Source organism: Sphingobium sp. ZW T5_29 (assembly GCF_044987515.1).
Classification (GTDB): domain Bacteria; phylum Pseudomonadota; class Alphaproteobacteria; order Sphingomonadales; family Sphingomonadaceae; genus Sphingobium.
The window spans coordinates 96,566-117,429 of sequence record NZ_JBJDRM010000006.1; the positions used below are offsets into that span (position 1 = coordinate 96,566).

Genomic DNA, 20,864 nt, shown 5'->3' on the forward strand with positions numbered 1-20,864 from the left:
ATTTCATCCCGGCAATAAGAAAAAATCGAGCAAGGCGCTGTAATTCAGTCCAAATTTCTGCACCGACCGCATATGATACCGCGTCCAAGGCGGCGGTCGGCCTTTCCAGGATGCGTCGCTTCGGCTCTCAACGCCTTTAAGCTGCCGGTTGTGAGCAGGCGGCCTGCGACCAGCGGCGCGGCGAAGGAAGTGCCCCGCACCCGGCCCTTGCCGCCGTCGCTACGCGCCGCGTTCATGTCGGCGCCGGGGGCTGCGAAATCGATGTGGCGGGCACGACCTGCTTCGGGAAGCAGGCGGCCACGCCCGTCGATCCCTGTCACGGCGATAACTTCGGGATAGGAAGCGGGGTAGGCCGGGGGTGCTGCCGGTCCGTCATTGCCGACGGCTGCGACCACCGTCACGCCCTTGCTTTTCGCCAGCCGGATTGCTCCAGCCAGTAGAGGGTTGTCAGGTCCCACAAGGCTGACGGTCGTCACGTCAACTCCACGCGCAGCCATCCATCCCAGCGCCCGTGCGATGGCGAAGGCGCCGCCGCCAGCGGGATCATCGCCATAGACGTCGGCAACGAGCAAAGCCGCTCCGGGCGCGGCGCCCTGGATGATGCCGGTGCCGCTGATCAACGATGCGACCGCCGTGCCATGGGCGCTGGCTCGTGGTGACCCTCGCGCAAATCCGCGTTGTTCGATAGGCCCCGAAAGTGAGGGGTGGCGCGCGACGCCGCCGTCTATCAGTCCTGCGATGCGGCCCTTGGCAAATCCTCCGCCCGCCAGATGTGCTGCACCTGCCGCCATGGACTTTGGCGCCGTGCCGCTGGGGAAGTAGAGGTTGTCGGCGCTTGGCTGTGCTTCGGGAGCGATCGAGCGAACCTGTTTGAGGGCGCGGGCAAGGCTGCGTCCCTGCGGCACAGCCAGCCGCGTGACCGATAGCCCAAGACCCTCGACAAATTCGTTCTCGATACCGTAGCCTGCTTTCCGCAGCGCCTCGACACTGGTGGCGGCGGCGCCGATTAGCAGTATCACGCCGCGTCGCGCCGGTTCGCGCCGGTCATCCAGTTCGATCCGATCGCTGTGCTGATTCAGCAAGGCGCGGATGCGAGCGTCCCTGGTTTCCATCAGGCGGTCTGCCAGACGGGCGGGAGATAGCCGATCGAGATCGGCCTGACCCAGCACGCTGCCCAGACGCCCCTCTGATGCGCCACGGCTCATGTCCAGAGCATCGCCGACGGAAGGCAATAGCTGTGCGCCTGAGCCTGTTCCGGTCATGAGCAGGATAGCGAGGGCCAAGGTGCGTGTGAATTTCATGGCGCTTCTTTCATATTTCTGCCGATCGGGCCTGAACAACCTAGACGTATTGACGTCAAAATCAGCCATCGCTCAAAAACTTCCGATAAGGAATAAAGTCAGGGATGAAACGTTGGCCATCAACCGTTTCATCCCTGACGGCTACAGGAGAGCAGATGTCATTTGAAAATGATCTGTTGGCGATCCTTCCTCGGCTGCGCCGCTTTGCGGCCAGCCTTTCGAGGGACCGTGCCGATGGCGATGACCTGTGCCAGGCTGCGGTCGAAAAGGCTTTGAGGGCGCGGGACCAGTGGCAAGCCGGAACGAGACTGGACAGCTGGATGTATCGAATCATGCGCAATCTGTGGATCGATGAGGGCCGGGCGCGGCAACGCGCCGCCCGTACGTTCGCGCCCGAAGAGGCGGGAGAGCATGTCGGCCATGCGGGTGACCGTGATGTCGAGGCCCATCTGATGCTGGGCGACGTCGATCGAGCCATGAACGCGTTGCCCGACGAGCAGCGGGAAGCAATCGCCTTAGTGCTGGTGGAGGGGTTGTCCTACAAGGAAGCCGCCAGCGTGCTGGGCATTCCGATGGGCACCTTGACGTCACGATTGGTGCGAGGCCGCGGCGCTCTTCTTGAGCTGATGGGGGAGGCTGCATGACCGACATTGACGAAGCGAAGCTGATCGCATGGATCGACGGGGAACTGGATGACGTCACCCGGCGGCGCGTGGACCGTGCCGTGGCCGACGATCCTGCGCTGGCCAAACGTCTGGAGATGCACCGCCGTCTGCGCGAACGCGTGTCGGCTCACTACGCACCTATAGCGAGCGAACCAGTTCCATCAGCCATGGAGATTGGACTGAGGGAGACCGCGAAGGTCGCGCCTATGCCCCAGCGGAGCGCATCGTCCTGGCGCCACTGGGGCATAGGCGGGGCAATCGCTGCCAGTCTGCTGCTGGGCGTGGCGGTCGGGCAATGGACGAAAGCTACGGATGGCCCCGTGCTGATGAGGGAAGGAGCAATGTTCGCCGGGGGTGACCTTAAATCAGCGCTGGATACGCAACTGGCGTCGGCGCAAGAGGGCGCGTCCATCCGCATCGGCCTGAGCTTTCGTCGGAAGCAGGGAGCGGCCTGGTGCCGCAGCTTCGATGGGGACGCCATGGCAGGCGTGGCATGCCGGGAGGGAGAGGGCTGGCGGATAGAGCAACTCCTTCCGGGCGACGGAGAACGCACCGCCTATCGTCAGGCCGCATCGATCGATCCTCGGATCATGGCGATGGTGGCCGATTTGATGGCTGGCGATCCAGTCGATGCGCGGGATGAAGCGGCGGCGAAGGCGAGCGGCTGGCGCTGAGAGCCGTCGCCAGCCTATCAGGTCTGGAGGAACCAGCGTTCCGCGCCTTGCAGCCCGATCGCGCTAAGCTTTCCACTGCGCCAGGCTCCGGTATCGATGCCGATGCGATTGGACTGTTCATCGACCTCATCCGTGATGCTATGACCGTGTACGATCATTCGTCCATGATCCCCGCCATCGGTCAGGAATTCGCCTCTGATCCAGTGCAGGTCAGCGGGGCGCTGGGCCTCCAGCCGCACGCGTGGACGAACGCCTGCATGGACGAACAGATAATCGCCAACTGCTAACATGTCTTCAAACTGGTCGATGAAATCTACATGATCGCGCGGCACATGAGCCAGCATCCATTGGGCGAGCGCGTCATCGTCCATCGCCATGCATTTGTTTGCAGCCAGGCCGTAGCTGGCCAGCGTTTCCACGCCGCCGATGCGACGGAAAAAACCGGCATGCTGCGCGCTGCCGCGGGCGGCGGCGACGAACAACTCTTCATGATTGCCCTTGAGGAAGCGGACATTTTCCGTCGATTGTGCCAAGGTCATGGCGCGATCGATCATCTGCGCCGATTGGGGACCCCGGTCGATCAAGTCCCCCAACAGGATCAACTGGCGGGGCAGGGGCGGGCGGTTCGCGTCGTCCTGATCGATCATGGCCATCAGTCGGTCGAACAGGTCCAATCGCCCGTGAATGTCGCCGATAGCGTAGACCCGCGCATCATCACCCACGCTGGAAAGCGTGGTTCGCGGCTGTGGACGGCGGCGAAGAAAATTCAGCATGGCGGCGACCGCTCGAGCTTCATTTCCTCAATGTCGCACGACTTCATAGCCGAGGCAATGTGACACCCTGCTGACCCATATACTTGCCCGCCCGGTCAGCATAGCTGACCTCGCACGGCTCATTGCCCTTCAGGAACAGGAACTGACACGCGCCTTCATTGGCATAGATTTTTGCGGGGAGTGGAGTCGTGTTGGAAAATTCCAGCGTCACATGACCTTCCCAGCCGGGTTCCAGCGGCGTCACATTCACGATGATGCCGCAGCGCGCATAGGTGGATTTGCCCAGGCAAATCACCAGCACGTCACGCGGTACCCGGAAATATTCGACCGTACGCGCCAGCGCGAAGCTGTTGGGCGGGATGATGCAGCAATCGGTCTTGCGATCGACAAAGCTGTTCGATGCAAAATCCTTTGGATCGACCACGGCGCTATCAACATTTGTGAAGATCTTGAACTCATCGGCCACGCGGGCGTCATAGCCGTAGGAGGACAGGCCGTAGCTGATGCACCCGTCGCGCCGCTGACTCTCGACAAAAGGCTCGATCATCTTGCTGGACAGGGCCTGTTCGCGAATCCACTTATCGGACAATATCGACATGAATATCTAACTTTTCCTATTAGGATTTATGCCCAAGTCATTGGGACCAAATGCGAATGGTAAAAGAGCCGTGACGCTATGTTCCACTATGGCGGCACCATGCGTCGAAGCGCAATAGATAGCGATAGGACGGTCGGCTAACTGCTGAGCTTCGTTCAAAATCTGGCGGCAGCGACCGCACGGGGTGATGACATGGTTTTCATTTTCGGCACTGTCGGAGCGGCTGATTGGCCCACCGACCACGGCAATGGCGTCGATGTCGGCAAACCGTCCTCGCGCATTGGCCGCCGCCAGTGCGACGGTTTCGGCGCAAAGTGACAATCCCAGGCTCGCATTTTCGAAATTGGCGCCAACGATTATTTCCCCATCGTTCAGCCGAACTGCCGCGCCGACTGAAAAGCGGCTGTACGGCGCATAGCCATTCTTCCGGGCAGCGCGCGCTGCCTCTACCAATTGGCTGATCGTATCTTCCCGCGCATTCATGGCGCCACAACACCCCAGCGGACTGGCCCTTCGACACCGTCGATATGCCGCATGTCGTTGGCTGTCCACATTACCCAGTTGCGCGTCGCATAATCCGGGGGAAAAAAATCACCGTCCAGCCAAAGCGTGCGATTGATCCCGGAAGCGATGTCATAATGTTCCTCGAAATCGGGCGAGATATTCAGCAACGCAGGCTTGCCGGCGTTGCTTTCAACCAGATTGACCAGAGTGTTGAGTTCCGACAGCACTGCGTCCCGTTCCGGTCGTTCCGCGCAGGAGGGGGTGAATGCCAAACGAATAACCGGGGGCAGGGCGGCGTTGTCGCGCGGCACGGTGGTCACGAACCGAGTTGCCTGCAGGGCCGCGCGCTTGCAAAGGCTGAAATCCAGCGAAGCACCGTAGCGCAGTCCGGCCGACCGAGCTGCTGACCAATTGCGAGCAAAGGCAGGATCGCGGCCATCTGCCCCTTTGGCCGCGCGAATATAAGCGAAATCTACGCCGTTCGCGGCCAGTGTCCCCCAATCGATGGGTCCATTTTCGGCGCTGACCGCGACGCCTTGTGTCGGATAAACGCTGCGGTCAGGCGCCCAGTCGCGTACATAGAGCCACAGCGCCGCCGCCAGCAGGGCAAAGACGGCGACGCCCGCCAGAAAGCGGGCCAGATAACGGCCTGTAGAATGCTGGCGAATGATGTGCCCCCTTAACCCTTGATATGCAGCACGCAGATCAGCGTGAACAGGCGTCTGGCCGTGTCGAAATCGACCTTGATCTTGCCGTCCAGCCGTTCGATCAGCATCTCTGCCGCATCATTGTGGATGGCGCGTCGGGCCATGTCCACCGTTTCAATCTGCTGAGGCGATGCATTGCTGATCGCCTGATAATAACTGTCGCAGATGGCGAAATATTCGCGGATAGGCCTGCGAAAGCGGCCTAGGCCGAGGATGATCGCTTCCAGCGGCTCTTCGTCATCGCGCTTGACCTCGATCACCAGGCGTCCTTCCTCTACGCGCAGCATCACGCGATAGGGGCCTGCATAGCCATCGGCATGGACGCGCTGCGGAGCGAAGAAATTATCTTCCAGCAGGTCGAATATGGCGATGCGACGTTCCTGTTCGACGTCGGCGCTCCGCCACAGGATCGTCCGCTCATCGAGCGTGATATCAATGATGCGCGGATCGGCCATGGTGCCGAAGGTGAGTGCGGCGGCCTGCAACGAAAAGCAAGGCCGGAAAGAGCCGATGAAGTTCTCCACAGCTTTGCCCAGGGTGATATAGCTTCACGCTTGCACTGCGCCGCTGCGAGCGCGATGAGGAGCGCATGGTCGAACTGGTGCAGATTAACCCCGCCGCGGAAACAGGCGTTACGGAACTCCCCCGCAATGTGGAGGCCGAAGCCGCTCTGCTGGGCGCGCTGATGATTGACAACCGAATCGCCGAAGATGTGCAGCTGAAACTAAAGCCGGAGCATTTCTTCGAACCGCTTCACGGTCGTGTCTACGAAGCCGTCATGAAGCTGGTGGAACGTGACATGGTCGCAAACCCGGTGACGCTGAAGCCGATGCTGGAACAGGACCCGGCGCTTAAGGAATTGGGAGGCATTGGCTACCTGGCGCAGTTGACCGGCAATGGCGCGGCGCTGTTGGGTGCGCGCGATTTCGCGAGTCAGATCTATGACCTTGCCCTTCTACGTCAACTTGTAAATGTTGGCCGTGAACTTGTTGAAAATGCTCTTGATACAAGCGAGGACGTTAATCCGCGCGAGCAGATAGAACAGGCCGAGGTCGCGCTTTATAAAGTGTCGGAAGGGGAAGGTGAGGTCGGCTCGGTCAAGAGCTTTGCCACCGCTACGACCATGGCGGTGCAGGTGGCTGAGCGGGCGCTCAACAGCGGCGGTCATGTGTCCGGGATCACCACGGGTCTTAACAGCCTGAATGAAAAGATTGGTGGCCTTCACAATTCGGATCTCATGATCCTGGCGGGGCGTCCGGGCATGGGCAAGACGTCGCTCGCGACCAACATCGCTTATAATGCGGCTTCACGTTGGATGCGGGACCATGCTGACGGCATTCCGCCAGAAAAGAATATGGGGGCGAAAACCGCATTTTTCAGCCTGGAAATGTCTGCCGATCAGTTGGCCACCCGCGTTCTGGCCGAACAGTCGGGCATTAGCGGCGAAGCGCTGCGCATGGGCAAGATCAGTCGCGCCGATTTTCAGAACCTGTCCCGCGCAGCGCGCGAGCTTCAGGAACTGCCACTGTTCATTGACGATACACCGGGCCTGACCATCGCGGCCCTGCGCACACGCGCCCGTCGGTTGAAGCGCCGCCACGACGTTGGCCTCGTCATCGTCGATTATCTTCAGCTGCTTCAAGGCACGGGCAAGAGCAGCGACAATCGCGTTCAGGAAATTTCCGAAATCTCTCGTGGTCTCAAGACCTTGGCCAAGGAACTTAACGTCCCGGTTCTGGCATTGTCGCAGCTGAGCCGTGCAGTCGAGCAGCGTGAAGACAAGCGTCCGCAGCTTTCCGATCTTCGCGAATCGGGGTCGATCGAGCAGGACGCGGACATGGTCTGGTTCGTTTTCCGCGAAGATTATTATGTTGCAGCCAAGGAGCCGGGCAACAAGGAAGGCCCTGATCATTTGGAGTGGGCGCAGGAGATGGAGCGCATCTACGGTCTGGCCGAACTGATCATCGCCAAACAACGTCACGGTTCAACCGGTCGCATTCGCATGAAATTCGACGCCAAGATCACGCGTTTCTCGGACCTGGCCGAGGGCGGGTTCATGGGCGATTACGAATGACGAACGGGTCAGCCTGACACCAGGGCCTGGAATATCAAGGCAAGACCGACGAGGCTCATGCCGTAGGTTAGAGTCCTGATGACGGGCACGCCCATGCCATATAGCGGCAGATAAACGGTGCGCGCACCAAGCCACAGCCACCCGCCCAGTGCCGTTGTATCGGTCGTCTTGCCCGCGATGACCACGCCCAGCAGGCAAATGATGGCGACAGGATAGGTTTCCATGAAATTGGCTTGAGCACGCACCAGGCGGCCAGCCAACGGATCCAGCGGCGGCAAGGATTCGTCGCGCGCGCCCATGTTCCACTTGGCCCCATATTGCTTTGTTTTGAGGTGAGCCGCCGCAAAGATATGCACGAGCAAGAGCACGCAGCTCCAGGCCAGGATCTTGATTTCAACGGCCATGACATTCCCCTATGGTTGACTGGCGCATGATAGGCGAAGTTGCGGCTACGTCACCTTGCTTGTGAAGGCTGGCGGATTTTAAGGCAGCGAACAAAGAAATCCTCCCAACGCGCTGGGCGCAGGGAGGATTTTTATGTCCGCTACCTAGCCGTCCAAGACCGAGTCGATACTCAGAATACCGGCTGGTTGGCCGGATCGTCCGGGTCGCCAACAAGCGGGGGCAGCGGAGTCACGGGCGTATGGATGCCGCATTCCACCTTGTCCCAGCCCCGCCAGCGACCGGCGCGGGGGTCTTCGCCCGGCAGAACCTTTGACGTGCAGGGTTCGCACCCGATCGACAGATAACCCTGTGCTTCCAACGGGTGACGCGGCAGCTGATGCTGCTCGAAATATGCCTCTAGGTCCGTTTTAGTCCAGTCACCCAAAGGATTGATCTTCAGGCGACCGTCCTCAATCTCGAAGCGGGGGAGGTTTTGGCGCGTTACCGACTGAAACGCCTTCCGCCCCGAAATCCAGGCGTCGAGCCCTTCCTTCGCGCGATGCATCGGTTCGACCTTCCGAATTTCGCAACAGCCATCGGGGTCGTAGGACCAGCGGAGGCCGGTTTCGTCCTTTTTCGCCAGCACATCGGCGATGGGCGTGACGGCGCGGCTGTCGGTAAATCCGAACCTGCCGATCAAAGTGTCACGATAATCCAGCGTTTCTGTGAACATCTTGAGCGTGTCGACAAAGATGACCGGCACATTCCTGTCCGCCATTGCCACCAGATGGAGCAACACAGCACTCTCCGTGCCGAAAGACGACACAACCGCGACGTTGCCCGCCAGTCCTTCGGCAAAGACGGTCTTGAGCATCGACAGCGTGTCGACACCTTCGAAACGCACGTTGAGGGCATCGGCTTCCGCCTGGGTAAAGGCGGGCCGGGCGTCGATCACATCGAGCTGGCGGGCAGGTTCAGCCATTCACATTCTCCGGGTGCCGTTTCGCCCAAACAGGGCGGAGGCCATCGACAGTCTTTTGATAGACCTCGGCATAACGATTGAGCGCACGCGCTGCAGCGTCGTCGTCCAGCGCCTTGTCAGGCCGGAATGTGTCAAAGCCGCAGCGCCGCATTGCGACGAGTTGGTCCACCAGCACGTCGCCGACGGCGCGCAGTTCACCGGCGTAGCCCGCTTCCCGCAAGATGCGGGCCGCCGAATAGCCGCGACCGTCGCCGAACGCAGGAAAGTTGACTTCTACCAGCGACAGCCGGTCAAGAAACGGCAGCAACTCACGTGCGTCTTCGCCCGCCTCAATCCTGACGGCGGTCGAATTGGACTGGCCGGTGAAGGATTCGACCGTCACCGCCGGTTCCTGCGTTACTTCGCCTTCGCGGAAGGAAAGAAACTCAACCATAGATCGCCTCCTTGAAGGGCTTCATGCCAAGACGGCGATAGGTGTCGAGGAAGCGTTCACCTTCTTCTCGCTGGGCGAGATACAGGTCGGTCACCTTCTCGATCGCATCGACCACGCCGTCTTCCGAGAAACCGGGACCGGTAATCTGCCCGACACTAGCGTCTTCGGCACCCGATCCGCCGAGGGATAGCTGGAAATTCTCGACTCCCTTACGATCCACGCCCAGCACGCCGATATGGCCCGCATGATGGTGGCCGCAAGCGTTGATGCAGCCGGAAATCTTCACCTTAAGCTCGCCCAGGTCCTTCTGCTGGTCGATGCTCGCAAAGCGTTCCGACAGCTTTTGCGCCAGCGGAATCGAGCGCGCGTTGGCCAGGCTGCAATAATCCAGGCCGGGGCAGGCGATGATGTCGGTGATCAGGTCAAGATTGGCTTCGGCCAGACCTGCTGCATCCAGCTTTTGCCAGATGACATAAAGATCAGCCTTTTTCACATGCGGCAGCACGAGGTTCTGCGCATGGGTTACACGCAGTTCGTCGAACGAATAGTTTTCCGCAAGGTCGGCCGCCAGTTTGATCTGTTCCGCCGAAGCATCGCCCGGAATGCCGCCGCGCGGTTTCAGGCTGATATTGACGATAGCGTAACCCGGTTGCTTGTGGGCAGCGACCTGCCGGTCCACCCACAATGCAAAGGCCGGGTCGGAGCGATCGATATCGTCGCTCAAGCCCTGCTCGTAGGCCGGATTGGCGAAGAATGGCCGGATGCGATCCAGTTCCTCGGTTGGCGGATTGAGGCCGAGTGTCCGCATATGGGCGAACTCTTCTTCAACCTGCCGTCTATACTCATCGACGCCCAGTTCATGGACCAGGATCTTGATCCGTGCCTTGTATTTATTGTCGCGACGGCCATGGCGGTTGTAGACGCGCAGGCAGGCTTCCAGATAAGATATAATCTCATCTTCTGGAACGAAGTTGTTGATTTGAGGCGCAACCATAGGCGTCCGGCCCATGCCGCCACCGGCATAGACTTCGGCACCGATCTGCCCATCACGCTTTACCAGCTTCAGGCCGATGTCGTGCAGTTTCATCGCGGAACGATCTTTCTCGCTCGCGATCACCGCGATCTTGAACTTGCGGGGCAGATAGGTGAATTCCGGGTGGAAGGTCGACCATTGCCGCAGCAGTTCGGCCCAAGGGCGGGGATCGGCTATTTCATCCGCTGCCACACCAGCATATTGATCCGATGAGATGTTGCGGATGCAATTGCCGCTGGTCTGGATCGCATGCATCTCGACCGTCGCAAGTTCGGCCAGGATTTCCGGCGCATCGGCCAGCTTGATCCAGTTATACTGAAGATTCTGGCGCGTGGTGAAGTGGCCATAGCCCCTGTCATATTTCGCCGCGATCTCACCCAGCTTGCGCATCTGCTTGCCCGACAGGGTGCCATAGGGAATGGCGACGCGCAGCATGTAGGCGTGCAGTTGGAGGTAGAGGCCGTTCATCAGCCGCAGCGGCTTAAACTGATCCTCGGTCAGATGGCCCGCAAGGCGACGTTGCGTCTGGTCGCGAAACTCCTCGACCCGCGTATCCACGATGGACTGGTCATAGCTGTCATAACGATACATGGTTCAGATCACCCAGTTGCCGGCATCGGCGTCATTCGGTTTCAACGTCAGGTCGGGCCGCACGGTCGGTCCCAGTGCGCGGATGCGGTCCTTGATATGCGCGGGGCGCACCCCTTCGTCTGTCATGGTGGCGTCGATCACATAGGGGGCGACGACGCGCAGCGCAGCTTCTTCCGCGCGGGCCAGTTCGTCACCCCTGTCGCCAACGTCCACCGAATCGGCCAACTGGCGCGACCAGCCGTCGCCGGCCCACCAGATGACGTCGCCGGTGCCCAGGTCATTGCCCGTCAAAATTTTCACGAATGAATCTCCGCCCCATTGTTCATTTGCGCAGTCAAACCGGCCAGCGCGTCCTGCGCCAGCGCATAGGCCGCTACGTCGCCCACGACAATCAATGCGGGGCTTATTACCTTCTCTCGCAACACCATGTCGCCCAGGTCGGCCAGCAGGGTGCGCAGCGTCCGCATGTCCGCACGCGTGCCATTTTCCAGTACCGCTACCGGAATTGCGGGCGACACACCGTCGGCGATCAGCTTGTCAGCGATGTCGGCCGCTGTTGCTACGCCCATGTAGATGACGAGCGTTCGGCCATGACCTGCCAGCCCGGACCAGTCCTGATCGGTCAGCCCCTTGCACTGGCCCGCGACGAAGGTCACTGCGCTCGCCGAGTCACGGTGGGTCAATGGCAGTTGAGCCTGCGCCGCGCAGCCGATCGCGGCACTGATGCCGGGGACGACCTCCACCGGCACCCCTGCGGCCCGGCACGCTTCCATTTCCTCGCCGCCGCGTCCGAAGATGAAGGGGTCGCCACCCTTCAGCCGGACAACTTTGCGCCCGGAAAGGGCAAGATCGATCAGGAGCGCGTTGATCCCGTCCTGCGGCAGGGAATGGCGGCTGCGCTGTTTGGCGACGGAAATCAAGTCGGCATGTGGTGAGGCCATCGCCAAGATCGCAGCCGATACCAGCCCGTCATGCACGATCACCTGCGCGTCGCCGATCAGTCGCGCTGCGCGTAGCGTCAACAGGTCCGGGTCGCCGGGGCCAGCGCCGACGAGGTAAACGGTGGAAGGTGCAGCTTTAGCCATGATGGCCAAATGGCGGATGCACGCGCGCGTTTCAATTCAGAATGCTTTGTCAGCCACATAGGAAAATTTGGGAGGGGTGCCCGGTTCGACTGATAAGGGGATTAAGGAAGACGGTCAGTCGCCCATCGCCTTGATATCGATGTCCTTAAGGCCCACGCCGATGGAAGCGCGCGGCTGCTCAATTTCCGCGGACGCAACAGGATAGGCGCAATAATCCGCAGCATAATAGGCGCTCGGGCGATGATTGCCTGAAATTCCCACACCACCAAAGGGAGCGGAGGAAGATGCGCCGTTGGTCGGGCGGTTCCAGTTGACGATACCCGCCCGGACATTGGCCCAAAACTGGTTATATTGTTCTGGTGTCCCCCCGATCAGCGAAGCGGATAATCCATATCGGCTGTTGTTGGCTTCTGCGATGGCCGCGGCAAAGTCCGGCACCCGGATGACCTGCAGCAGCGGCCCGAACAATTCCACATCGGGCCGTTCTTCCATGGCTGTGACGTCGATGATTGCGGGACTGAGGAAAGGGCGATCCTCGACCGGGCGCACCATATGTTTGATGGGGCGACCGCCATGGCTCATCAGGTAAAGGAAGCTTTCGGTCAGTTGGTCCGCCGACCGATTGTCGATCACCGGCCCCATGAAAGGCGTCGGATCGGCATGAGGGTGATCGACGATCAGGCGGTCAGCGATTTTCTTGACCTCAGCGATCAGCGCGTCGGCCAGTTCCTGCTTTACGATCAGTCGGCTCGCTGCGGTGCATCGCTGTCCGCTCGACAGGAAGGCGGATTGTATCACCAGCACTGCGGCGCTCGCCAAATCGGCGGTGTCCCACACGATGACAGGATTGTTGCCGCCCATCTCCAGGGCCAGGATTTTCGCGGGATTAGTCGCGAACTGTTGGTTTATGGAAATTCCGGTGTGCGCCGATCCGGTAAACAGGATGCCGTTCACATCGGGATGAGCGGCAAGGGCTTTTCCTTCGTCCGGGCCGCCCAGAATCAGCCGCAGGCTGTCTTCAGGAACGCCAGCCTCATGGAAAAGCCGGACCAGCATTTCCCCAACGGCAGGCGTATGTTCGGAGGGTTTGAATAGCACGCCATTGCCGGCCAGCAGGGCCGGGACGATATGTCCATTCGGCAGATGGGCGGGGAAGTTATAGGGGCCAAGTACAGCCATGACGCCGTGGGGTTTGTGCCGCACAGACTGGCGAGCGCCCAGGGCCGCTTCCAACCGCCGCTGGCCGGTCCGTTCCGAATAGGCGGCAACGGAAATATCGACCTTGTTCATCACCGCCATGACTTCAGTTCGCGCGTCCCACAAGGGCTTGCCCGTTTCACGCGCGATCAGGTCGGCCAAAGCATCTTCATTAGCGCGAACGACGTTCACGAAGCGGCGAAGCGTTTCGATGCGGTAGGCCACGGGTTTTGCCGCCCAGCGCGGCCAGGCTGCGTGGACGCGAGCAACCTCCGCCTCCACATCGCTGGAGGTTCCTTGCCATAGGAGAACGCCAGTGGCGGGTTCGGTTGAAGTCAGCGTTGCGGACATTCGGTCGATATGGATGATAACGGGCGATTAGGGAAGGGAGCGAGCCATCGGCGGCAGCTTCCGTATCGCTTTTTGTTTCTTTGCCGATAATCTCTCCGCTTGCGGGACGCCGACGGTGCGGCGATATGAAGACGAGCCAGGCCAACGCTTGGTATTAAGGGGTTCAAGCTTGTCCTTTGATGTCTTGAACATGCTGGGGATGTAGGACGGGTGAGCGCATTTGCTGACGGCTATTGGTGGTCCCCTGATGGCCTGCGTCTTCATTACCGCGACTATGCGGGCGGCGCCGATGGGCGGCCGCCGCTCCTTTGCCTGCCCGGGCTGACTCGCAACGCGAGGGATTTTGAGCCACTCGCCGAAAGGCTTGGAGGACACTGGCGTCTTATCTGTCCTGATATGCGGGGACGTTCGGAAAGCGCGCAGGCGAAGGACCCGATGACCTATGTCCCGCTGACCTATCTTCAGGATATCAGTCGCCTATTGAGCGATCTTGCCATTACCCGCTTCGTCGCCATTGGTACTTCGCTGGGCGGGCTGATCACCATGCTGATCGCCTCGACACACCGCGAATGGCTTGCAGGTGCCGTGCTGAACGATGTCGGACCTCAACTGGAAGAGGCAGGCCTTGCGCGAATCAGGGCGCATGTCGGCGTGGGGCAGTCCCACCCCAGTTGGGTTCATGCAGCCCGCGCGCTGGAAGATGCGAACCGGGACGTCTACCCAAGCTATGGTCTTGAACAGTGGCTGGCGATGGCAAAGCGGCTCTATCGTCTGAGCAATGGAGGGCGCATAGTGTTGGACTATGACATGCGTATTGCCGAGCCGCTGCGCGTCGCGGGCGGCGAAGGCGGCGTCGACCTGTGGCCTGCGATGGCCTCCTTCCGCGATATTCCCTCACTGATCCTGCGGGGGGAATGTTCCGATATTCTTAGCGTCGATACGGCGGAGCGGATGCTACGGGAAATGGGCGGTGAAGCGACGCTGACCACAGTCCCTGGCGTGGGACACGCTCCCTTGCTGGACGAACCGGAGGCGGCGCGCGCTATCGATCAGTTGTTGGCCAGGGTTCTTCGTGGCTGATCCAATTGGGCGGCCGCCGCGGCTGCTTCATATTCATGGCAGCTTCACCCTGGGCGGCAAGGAAGCGCGCGCTGTCCGCCTCATGAACCTGTGGGGTGGACGGGCGCATCACTATATCGTCAGTGCGGACCCGGACGCCATGAATGCGCGCGACGCGATCGATCCCGCCGTCATGGTGGATTTCCCGCCACCTCCTGCGCTTAAGGGTAGCCCAAGCCCGGCGCATTTCCGGGCAATTGGTCGCTTCATGTCGGCCTTTGACCTGGTGCTTACCTATAATTGGGGAGCGATGGACGCGGTGATGTCCCACCGCCTTTGCGCGCCATTCATGCGTCTGCCGCCGCTCATTCACCACGAGGATGGCTTTAACGCGGATGAGGCGGCAGGGCTGAAGACGCGGCGGACCTTATATCGCCGCCTGGCTTTGGGCGGAAGCTTCGCGGTTGTCGTTCCGTCCCGCAAGCTTGAAGATATTGCGCTTCATGTCTGGCGTCAGCCTGATCGCAGGATACACCTTATCCGCAATGGTATCGACGTGGCACGTTATGCGGCCCAGCCGACGCCCGGCGCGATTCCCGGCCTCATTCGCTCTCCTGGGAAATTGCTGGTCGGCACACTTGCCGGCCTGCGTCCGGTCAAGAACATCCCTCGCCTGGTCCGGGCGGTTGCGCCTCACCGGGACCGGATCCAACTGGTCGTTGTGGGTGAAGGGCCGGAGCGGGGGGCAATCCTTGCCGAAGCAAGGCGCCATGGGATCGACGACCTGCACATGGCGGGATTCCTGCCGGATCCGTCGCGATATATCGGGCTGCTGGATATTTTTGCCCTTTCATCGGACAGTGAGCAGTTTCCCATATCACTTGTCGAGGCAATGGCGGCGGGCCTGCCGGTCGCGTCGATGGATGTCGGCGATGTCGTGCAGATGGTCGCGTCCGACAATCGTCCCTTCGTCGTGGCCGACGAACAGGCGCTTTCGCAGGCGCTGGGAACGCTTGTTGGCAGTGCGGACCTGAGAGGGCGGTTGGGCAGTGCGAACCAGGCTCGGGCGCGCCGGGACTTTGACGAAGCCATGATGGTCGATGCTTATGCGGCGCTTTACGGGGAGGCACTTTCCAGTCCGCATATTTTACGGTAGGGGCGCGCGTAACTTTCGTCATCGGGTTCAAAAGCTGCTATAGCGCGACTTTCAATGGCCCGGGGACCCAGCATTAGTGCGCGGGAGATTGCGTTGTTTAAGGGTTTGAAGCCCATCATATATGGTGGCCGTGAAGTGTGGCCGCTGGTAGAGGGCGGCAAGGGTGTGGCAGTGTCCAACCATGCCAGCTCTGGGGCATGGGCCGCTGCCGGCGGGATCGGAACCGTGTCTGCGGTCAATGCGGACAGCTATGACAGCATGGGCAACGTCATTCCGCAAATCTATCATGGCCGCACCCGACGCGACCGCCACGAAGAATTGGTGGCATACGCCATCGACGGCGCAGTCGAACAGGTGAAGCGCGCGTTCGAGATCGCTGACGGCAAGGGCGCGATCAACATCAATATACTTTGGGAAATGGGCGGCGCGCAGCGGGTGCTGCACGGCGTGCTGGAAAAGACACGCGGCATGGTGGCAGGCGTCACCTGCGGTGCTGGCATGCCCTATAAGCTGAGCGAGATCGCGGCTTCTTATGGGGTCAGCTATCTGCCGATCGTCAGTTCCGGTCGTGCGTTCCGGGCATTGTGGAAGCGCGCCTATTCCAAGGCGGCGGAATGGTTGGCGGCCGTGGTCTATGAAGATCCCTGGTTGGCTGGCGGGCATAACGGCCTTTCGAATGCGGAAGATCCTCGGCAGCCGCAAGACCCTTATCCGCGCGTCAAAGCGCTACGCGACACCATGCGTGAAGGCGGCATTTCGGACGACGTGCCAATCATCATGGCTGGCGGCGTCTGGCACTTGAAGGACTGGAACGACTGGATCGACAATCCTGAACTAGGCAGTATCGCATTCCAGTTCGGCACGCGTCCGCTGCTGACGCAGGAAAGTCCGATCCCGCAGGAATGGAAGCAGCGGCTCACCCAGCTTGAACCGGGCGACATCCTGCTCCACCGCTTTTCCCCCACCGGTTTCTACAGCTCGGCGATCCGCAATCCGTTTTTGCGTCAATTGGAAGCGCGTTCAGAACGGCAAATACCGTTCAGCACCGAGCAGGCAGGTGATCATACGCATCAGCTGGATGCAGGGGTCAAAGGCAAGAATTTCTGGGTGACGCGCGGTGACCTTCTGCGCGCGCGCGAATGGGTAGGGCAGGGTTTCACCTCTGCCCTGAAGACGCCGGACAACACGCTGGTGTTCGTCAACGAAGAGGAAAGGGCTGAAGTCCGCAAGGATCAGACCGACTGCATGGGCTGCCTCAGCCAGTGCGCCTTTTCCAGCTGGATGGATAGCGAAACCAACTCCACGGGTCGGCTCGCCGATCCGCGCAGCTTCTGTATCCAGAAATCGCTGCAGGAAGCGGTGCATGGCGGCGATCTCGACAAAAATCTGCTATTTGCGGGCCACGGAGCCTATAAGTTCAAGCAGGACCCGTTTTATTCCAATGGGTTCGTGCCGACAGTTAGGCAATTGGTCGATCGCATATTGACGGGCGATTGATGGCCGATATCCCAGGTCTTGCTGTGCTGAATTATCACACGCCGCATTTCGATGTGGTGCGTCCGGGGCAATTTGTGCTCTGCGCGGTTTCAGGCGAACGGATCGATCTGGACGACCTTAAATATTGGAGCGCGGAGTTTCAGGAAGCCTATCGCGGGCCGGTGGAAGCGACGCAGTCTATATTGCGGCATCGCTCTGCGTTGGTCTGAAACAGTTTCACGAGCCAACCGACTTCTCCTATGGGGAACCGGCTTGGGGAGAAAATTGGGCTTTTTGGGCTGATTTCCTAAGTTGGTGGTTCCTTTTCCACGACCTGTCAGTTATAGTTTCTATCAGGCGACGTAGATTGCCTAACTAGGAAGGATGCTGGACGATGTCGCGGATTGACGTTTTTGGCGATAGGTTTTGCGTAGCGACTAGCCTGCTAATCGTAGGTTGGTTCATTTATAGCGTTGCATTCTAGACCTTTTGCGGTCCGTTAGCGGCCCATTGCTTGGTTGGAACACCCGTTCACCTATTCGAACTGCGCCACGTTATGGTCGTCAGGCAGCTCTTTGGGTTAGCCGGTCAGCAGTAAAAATTCGCCCATATTTTTAACAGCATCATCGCCGGTGAATGCGCCGGCTGCCTCCAGCACAGTGCGTTAGTGCGACCTCAGCGAAAAACGATGGTCTTGCTGCCGTTCAACAGCACTCTACGGTCAGCGATCCAGCCGACGGCCCGGGCCAGCACCTGAGCCTCTATATCCCGACCGATGCGGATCATATCTTCCGCCGTCGCGCGGTGATCGACGCGCTCCACCGCCTGTTCAATGATCGGGCCTTCATCCAGGTCGGCAGTGACGAAATGTGCGGTCGCTCCGATCAGCTTCACGCCTCGCTCATGGGCACGGTGATAGGGACGCGCGCCCTTGAAACCTGGCAGGAAGCTGTGATGAATATTGATGCAGCGCCCCGCAAGGCGCTTGACCAAGTCTTCCGACAGCACCTGCATATATCGAGCGAGGATCAAATAATCCGATTGTGTCCGCTCGAAAATATCAATTAGAGCAACCTCTTGGTTGTCCTTGTTACCATTGGGCGGTAACTCATGGTAGGGGATGCCGTGCCATTCGGTGATCCGTCGCATGTCGGGATGGTTGGACACAACCCCCATGATATCGATAGGCAGCGTACCGGTTTGCCAGCGATGGAGCAGGTCGGCAAGGCAGTGCGAGCCTTTGGAAACGGCGATCAGCATACGCGGTCGTTCAAACGCTGTTGTCAGATTCCAGTCCATGCCGAACCTACTTCCGACTGCGGCAAAATCAGCGCGCAGCCTGTCCGTGTCGACCATTCGTTCGTCAGCCGGTTCAAACGCGACGCGCATGAAGAAGCGCCCGGCTTCCCGGTCGGCATATTGCTGGCTGTCGGTGATGAACCCGCCGCGTTCGGCCAGAAACTGGCTGACTGCGGCGACGATGCCAACGCGATCCGCGCAGACAAGGGTCAGAACCCAGGACGGGACAACCGGATTATTCAAGAAGCGCCTCCGCTATATGTCGCAAACGCCGTTGCCTTAAGCGGGCTGCATGATCAACCCGTTAAGGCACTCTGGTCCCCCGCGTGCTGGTCATCGCGAAGATGCCAGTCGCGTTACCCGCATCGAAGCTGAGGTCGATGCGTCCGGTTGCAGGATCGATGCCGCGACTGATGAATTCGTAAAATGATCCTGGCACCCGCCGCATTTCGTCGTTCGCGAACAGCCGATCGACCATGTCCGCACGGAAAGCGGTTTGGCGCACACGGCCCGACCGGGAAACTTCAACCTCATTCTTGACCGGCCAATTTTCCTCCCGCAACCGCTTCGCAACGGTTTCGACGTTTATGACCCGATCGGTCGCATGGTTGAAGGCATTGCCCTCGGTGGCGATCCAGGCCGCCTCAGGGGAACGGGACAGGAGCAAGTCATAGTCGGCAAGGACCGCTGGTTCGTGTTGTCGATTAAAAGCGCCGACCAAGACAGGAAGAGCGGCAGTGGCCAAGCCGAGCGACACGGGCAGTCCTGCGGAGTAGCAATCCAGCAGTTTCCCACTGACTGCATTGAGCGGGTCTCGCGAAGAACCGAATATGCGGGAGGCCGCCTCGCCAAATTCAGCGTCGAAACGATCAACATGCAGTTCGGATAGAAAAAACTGGGGGATGCTTTCCGGTGCGTCCCTGTGCCGGTAGGCGCGTCCCGTCATCTTCAAGCGGTGGAGGGGATACGTAGCGGCCATTTCATAGCCCAGGGGCTGGAAAATACGAGTGAAGGCATCTTCGCCGCCCGGCAGCGCTCCGGTCGGCCCCTGGGGCAATAATATGGTGCGTAGGGCGCCATGATCGAACACCACTTGCTGCCCGTGTGTGCGGATCTCCGCGACATAGGCGGCTGCGGTCGGGACCCGTTGAAGCAGGCCGTGAAACAACAGAATGTTCAAGGCCATGGCGAATGCGCCGCGTGAAATGGCGGGATTGCGTTCCGCGAGGAGTTGGGGGTCGATCGCGAGTGCGTCGAGCACTTCGTTGGCAGACTGCTCGTCCAAAGCTGACCGGACGAGCGCGGCAACATTGCCGTCGCTGGACGTGGCAGGCATGGCATGCTCCTGTGGGCGGCCCATTATCGCGCCGCGACCTCAAAAAGCCAAGCGTTGGACAGCTGACGGCCTACTGCCGTCACATCTTTCTGGGCATGCATTCCGCGCCGGCGGACTTGATGGTGCCACAGAGGCGCGCAGCTTCAGCGCTGCTGGCAAACGGGCCTGCCTGGAGTTTCGTCACGCCGCCGCCCTTGACGATATAAACCTGATAGTCGGCCAGGCCGCTGACCTTGGCTTTCAGCCTGGCCCAAAGCGCGCGAGCGCGGCCTTCCTCGCTGAACGCGCCCAATTGCACCCGCCACGGTCCGTTCGTTGCCGGAGCGGGAGCAGTAGATTTAGTGGGCGTCTGCCTGACAACCGGCTTCGATGGGCTTGGAGCAGGCGTGGCGACCGCGGCTTGCGCCCGGCTATCCGACGGTTTGGCCGCATTCTTGGCCGATGCGGTGGGGCGGGTCGGTGCTGGTTCGGGCTTCTTGTCACGGGCAGGGGCAGGGGCCTGCGCGGCGATGTCCTTGCCACCGTCTGTCTGAGCCAAGGCGACACCCTGCTGACGTTGTTCCGCCGGGATATATTTGTCCATTTGCTTCAGGCTGGCGGTCGCCTGGGATAGGCCGGACGCCGAAGCGCGGCTCATCAACGCATAGGCGCGGGGCCAGTCTTTCGCCATGATGTCGCCGTTGAAGAGCGCGGTGCCGACAATATATTGCGCGCGCGGTTCGCCCCTGTCTGCGGCGCGTTGCAAATAGGGAAGGGCGTTTGCGCGTTCTCCCTGCTGGAACATCAGCAGGCCCAGATTGTCTTCCGCACGCTTATGCCCTTGGACGGCGGCCTTGCGATACCATTCGATCGCGCTGGTCATGTTCGCGGGCACCCCCCGTCCCAGCTTGTAGGCCTGTCCGATGTTGAACTGAGCGTCGGGATCGCCCGACTGCGCCAGTGGCAGCCATCGCGCCACTGCCTTGGCATAGTCGCCCTGCTGCCAGGCATCGACGCCACCCTTCACGTCGGCCGCAACCGGTTGCGCCAGGGCTAACATCGTTCCTGCGGCCAGCGCGGCCCAGATCTGCTTCATGTACAACGCTCCCACGGGACAGCTTTGCCGTAACCTATGACTGAACAAGGTTAAGGGCAACTTAGCAACAATGGCTAGTCGGCCAGGCGTATGGCCTGCCCCTGGTTCAGA

Annotated in this window: 23 protein-coding genes; 7 read left to right on the plus strand and 16 right to left on the minus strand. The window is 60.4% G+C overall.

All coding sequences use genetic code 11. The features are described 5' to 3' along the window. Positions 1-44: 44 nt before the first annotated feature. Complete coding sequence (locus ACI3KQ_RS06795; RefSeq protein ID WP_404956018.1) at positions 45-1,301, minus strand: S8 family serine peptidase; 1,257 nt, start codon at positions 1,299-1,301, stop codon at positions 45-47. 155 nt (positions 1,302-1,456) lie between these two features. On the opposite strand from ACI3KQ_RS06795, the gene ACI3KQ_RS06800 reads away from it, so the two are divergent. Together ACI3KQ_RS06800 and ACI3KQ_RS06805 are read left to right on the plus strand one after the other, a co-directional pair. Further along, positions 1,457-1,945, plus strand: a complete 489-nt coding sequence (locus ACI3KQ_RS06800) for an RNA polymerase sigma factor (protein WP_404956020.1) — start codon at positions 1,457-1,459, stop codon at positions 1,943-1,945. After that, positions 1,942-2,640 carry an anti-sigma factor family protein gene (locus ACI3KQ_RS06805; protein ID WP_404956022.1) on the plus strand — a complete coding sequence of 233 codons (699 nt, stop codon included), beginning with the start codon at positions 1,942-1,944 and terminating at the stop codon, positions 2,638-2,640. Before ACI3KQ_RS06800 ends, ACI3KQ_RS06805 begins: the two co-directional genes overlap by 4 nt. Before the next feature lie 17 nt (positions 2,641-2,657). On the opposite strand, the gene ACI3KQ_RS06810 is transcribed toward ACI3KQ_RS06805, so the two are convergent. The 5 genes from ACI3KQ_RS06810 to ACI3KQ_RS06830 are packed head-to-tail and all read right to left on the minus strand — an operon-like array spanning position 2,658 to position 5,677. Beyond that, the gene (locus ACI3KQ_RS06810; protein ID WP_404956024.1) at positions 2,658-3,413 is read right to left on the minus strand and encodes a metallophosphoesterase; all 756 of its coding nucleotides are present in this window, start codon (positions 3,411-3,413) and stop codon (positions 2,658-2,660) included. Between the two features lie 43 nt (positions 3,414-3,456). Beyond that, positions 3,457-4,011: a dCTP deaminase gene (gene dcd / locus ACI3KQ_RS06815; RefSeq protein ID WP_404956026.1), complete on the minus strand. Its 555-nt coding sequence runs from the start codon at positions 4,009-4,011 to the stop codon at positions 3,457-3,459. Between the two features lie 6 nt (positions 4,012-4,017). After that, positions 4,018-4,494, minus strand: a complete 477-nt coding sequence (locus tag ACI3KQ_RS06820; RefSeq protein WP_404956027.1) for a cytidine deaminase — start codon at positions 4,492-4,494, stop codon at positions 4,018-4,020. After that, complete coding sequence (locus ACI3KQ_RS06825; RefSeq protein ID WP_404956190.1) at positions 4,491-5,156, minus strand: GH25 family lysozyme; 666 nt, start codon at positions 5,154-5,156, stop codon at positions 4,491-4,493. The genes ACI3KQ_RS06820 and ACI3KQ_RS06825 overlap by 4 nt, the downstream gene beginning before the upstream one ends. Before the next feature lie 38 nt (positions 5,157-5,194). Beyond that, entirely contained in the window at positions 5,195-5,677 is a 483-nt protein-coding gene (locus ACI3KQ_RS06830; protein WP_404956192.1) for a UPF0262 family protein, read from the minus strand. A 134-nt stretch (positions 5,678-5,811) separates the two neighbouring features. On the opposite strand from ACI3KQ_RS06830, the gene ACI3KQ_RS06835 reads away from it, so the two are divergent. Further along, the gene (locus ACI3KQ_RS06835; protein ID WP_404956028.1) at positions 5,812-7,296 is read left to right on the plus strand and encodes a replicative DNA helicase; all 1,485 of its coding nucleotides are present in this window, start codon (positions 5,812-5,814) and stop codon (positions 7,294-7,296) included. An 8-nt stretch (positions 7,297-7,304) separates the two neighbouring features. Here ACI3KQ_RS06835 and ACI3KQ_RS06840 read toward each other — a convergent pair whose 3' ends face one another. From ACI3KQ_RS06840 to astD, 7 genes are all read right to left on the minus strand, one after another. Further along, positions 7,305-7,700, minus strand: a complete 396-nt coding sequence (locus ACI3KQ_RS06840; RefSeq protein ID WP_404956029.1) for an MAPEG family protein — start codon at positions 7,698-7,700, stop codon at positions 7,305-7,307. Between the two features lie 170 nt (positions 7,701-7,870). Further along, the gene (locus ACI3KQ_RS06845; RefSeq protein WP_404956031.1) at positions 7,871-8,662 is read right to left on the minus strand and encodes a phosphoadenylyl-sulfate reductase; all 792 of its coding nucleotides are present in this window, start codon (positions 8,660-8,662) and stop codon (positions 7,871-7,873) included. Next, complete coding sequence (locus ACI3KQ_RS06850) at positions 8,655-9,095, minus strand: DUF934 domain-containing protein (RefSeq protein ID WP_404956033.1); 441 nt, start codon at positions 9,093-9,095, stop codon at positions 8,655-8,657. Before ACI3KQ_RS06850 ends, ACI3KQ_RS06845 begins: the two co-directional genes overlap by 8 nt. Then, positions 9,088-10,719, minus strand: coding sequence for a nitrite/sulfite reductase (locus ACI3KQ_RS06855; protein WP_404956035.1), 1,632 nt, complete (start codon positions 10,717-10,719; stop codon positions 9,088-9,090). The genes ACI3KQ_RS06850 and ACI3KQ_RS06855 overlap by 8 nt, the downstream gene beginning before the upstream one ends. Positions 10,720-10,722: 3 nt before the next feature. Then, positions 10,723-11,019 (minus strand): DUF2849 domain-containing protein, encoded by a 297-nt coding sequence (locus ACI3KQ_RS06860; RefSeq protein ID WP_404956037.1) that lies wholly within the window; start codon positions 11,017-11,019, stop codon positions 10,723-10,725. Beyond that, entirely contained in the window at positions 11,016-11,804 is a 789-nt protein-coding gene (cobA, locus tag ACI3KQ_RS06865; protein ID WP_404956038.1) for a uroporphyrinogen-III C-methyltransferase, read from the minus strand. Before cobA ends, ACI3KQ_RS06860 begins: the two co-directional genes overlap by 4 nt. Before the next feature lie 114 nt (positions 11,805-11,918). Further along, positions 11,919-13,352 carry a succinylglutamate-semialdehyde dehydrogenase gene (astD, locus tag ACI3KQ_RS06870; RefSeq protein ID WP_404956040.1) on the minus strand — a complete coding sequence of 478 codons (1,434 nt, stop codon included), beginning with the start codon at positions 13,350-13,352 and terminating at the stop codon, positions 11,919-11,921. Between the two features lie 210 nt (positions 13,353-13,562). On the opposite strand from astD, the gene ACI3KQ_RS06875 reads away from it, so the two are divergent. The 4 genes from ACI3KQ_RS06875 (at position 13,563) to ACI3KQ_RS06890 (ending at position 17,273) form a co-directional block, all read left to right on the plus strand. After that, positions 13,563-14,432, plus strand: a complete 870-nt coding sequence (locus ACI3KQ_RS06875) for an alpha/beta fold hydrolase (RefSeq protein WP_404956042.1) — start codon at positions 13,563-13,565, stop codon at positions 14,430-14,432. Beyond that, positions 14,425-15,567: a glycosyltransferase gene (locus ACI3KQ_RS06880; protein ID WP_404956043.1), complete on the plus strand. Its 1,143-nt coding sequence runs from the start codon at positions 14,425-14,427 to the stop codon at positions 15,565-15,567. The genes ACI3KQ_RS06875 and ACI3KQ_RS06880 overlap by 8 nt, the downstream gene beginning before the upstream one ends. A 93-nt stretch (positions 15,568-15,660) precedes the next feature. After that, the gene (locus tag ACI3KQ_RS06885; RefSeq protein ID WP_404956045.1) at positions 15,661-17,064 is read left to right on the plus strand and encodes an NAD(P)H-dependent flavin oxidoreductase; all 1,404 of its coding nucleotides are present in this window, start codon (positions 15,661-15,663) and stop codon (positions 17,062-17,064) included. After that, positions 17,064-17,273 (plus strand): DUF2093 domain-containing protein, encoded by a 210-nt coding sequence (locus tag ACI3KQ_RS06890; RefSeq protein ID WP_404956047.1) that lies wholly within the window; start codon positions 17,064-17,066, stop codon positions 17,271-17,273. Before ACI3KQ_RS06885 ends, ACI3KQ_RS06890 begins: the two co-directional genes overlap by 1 nt. Before the next feature lie 445 nt (positions 17,274-17,718). Here the strand turns inward: ACI3KQ_RS06890 and purU are convergent, their stop codons facing one another. The 3 genes from purU to ACI3KQ_RS06905 form a co-directional block, all read right to left on the minus strand. Further along, the gene (gene purU, locus ACI3KQ_RS06895; protein ID WP_404956049.1) at positions 17,719-18,585 is read right to left on the minus strand and encodes a formyltetrahydrofolate deformylase; all 867 of its coding nucleotides are present in this window, start codon (positions 18,583-18,585) and stop codon (positions 17,719-17,721) included. Positions 18,586-18,646: 61 nt separating this feature from the next. Next, a complete protein-coding gene (locus tag ACI3KQ_RS06900; RefSeq protein WP_404956051.1) occupies positions 18,647-19,678 on the minus strand; it encodes a 2-oxoadipate dioxygenase/decarboxylase family protein in 1,032 nt (343 codons plus the stop codon). A 79-nt stretch (positions 19,679-19,757) separates the two neighbouring features. Continuing rightward, positions 19,758-20,753 (minus strand): SPOR domain-containing protein, encoded by a 996-nt coding sequence (locus ACI3KQ_RS06905; protein WP_404956053.1) that lies wholly within the window; start codon positions 20,751-20,753, stop codon positions 19,758-19,760. Positions 20,754-20,864: the final 111 nt, after the last annotated feature.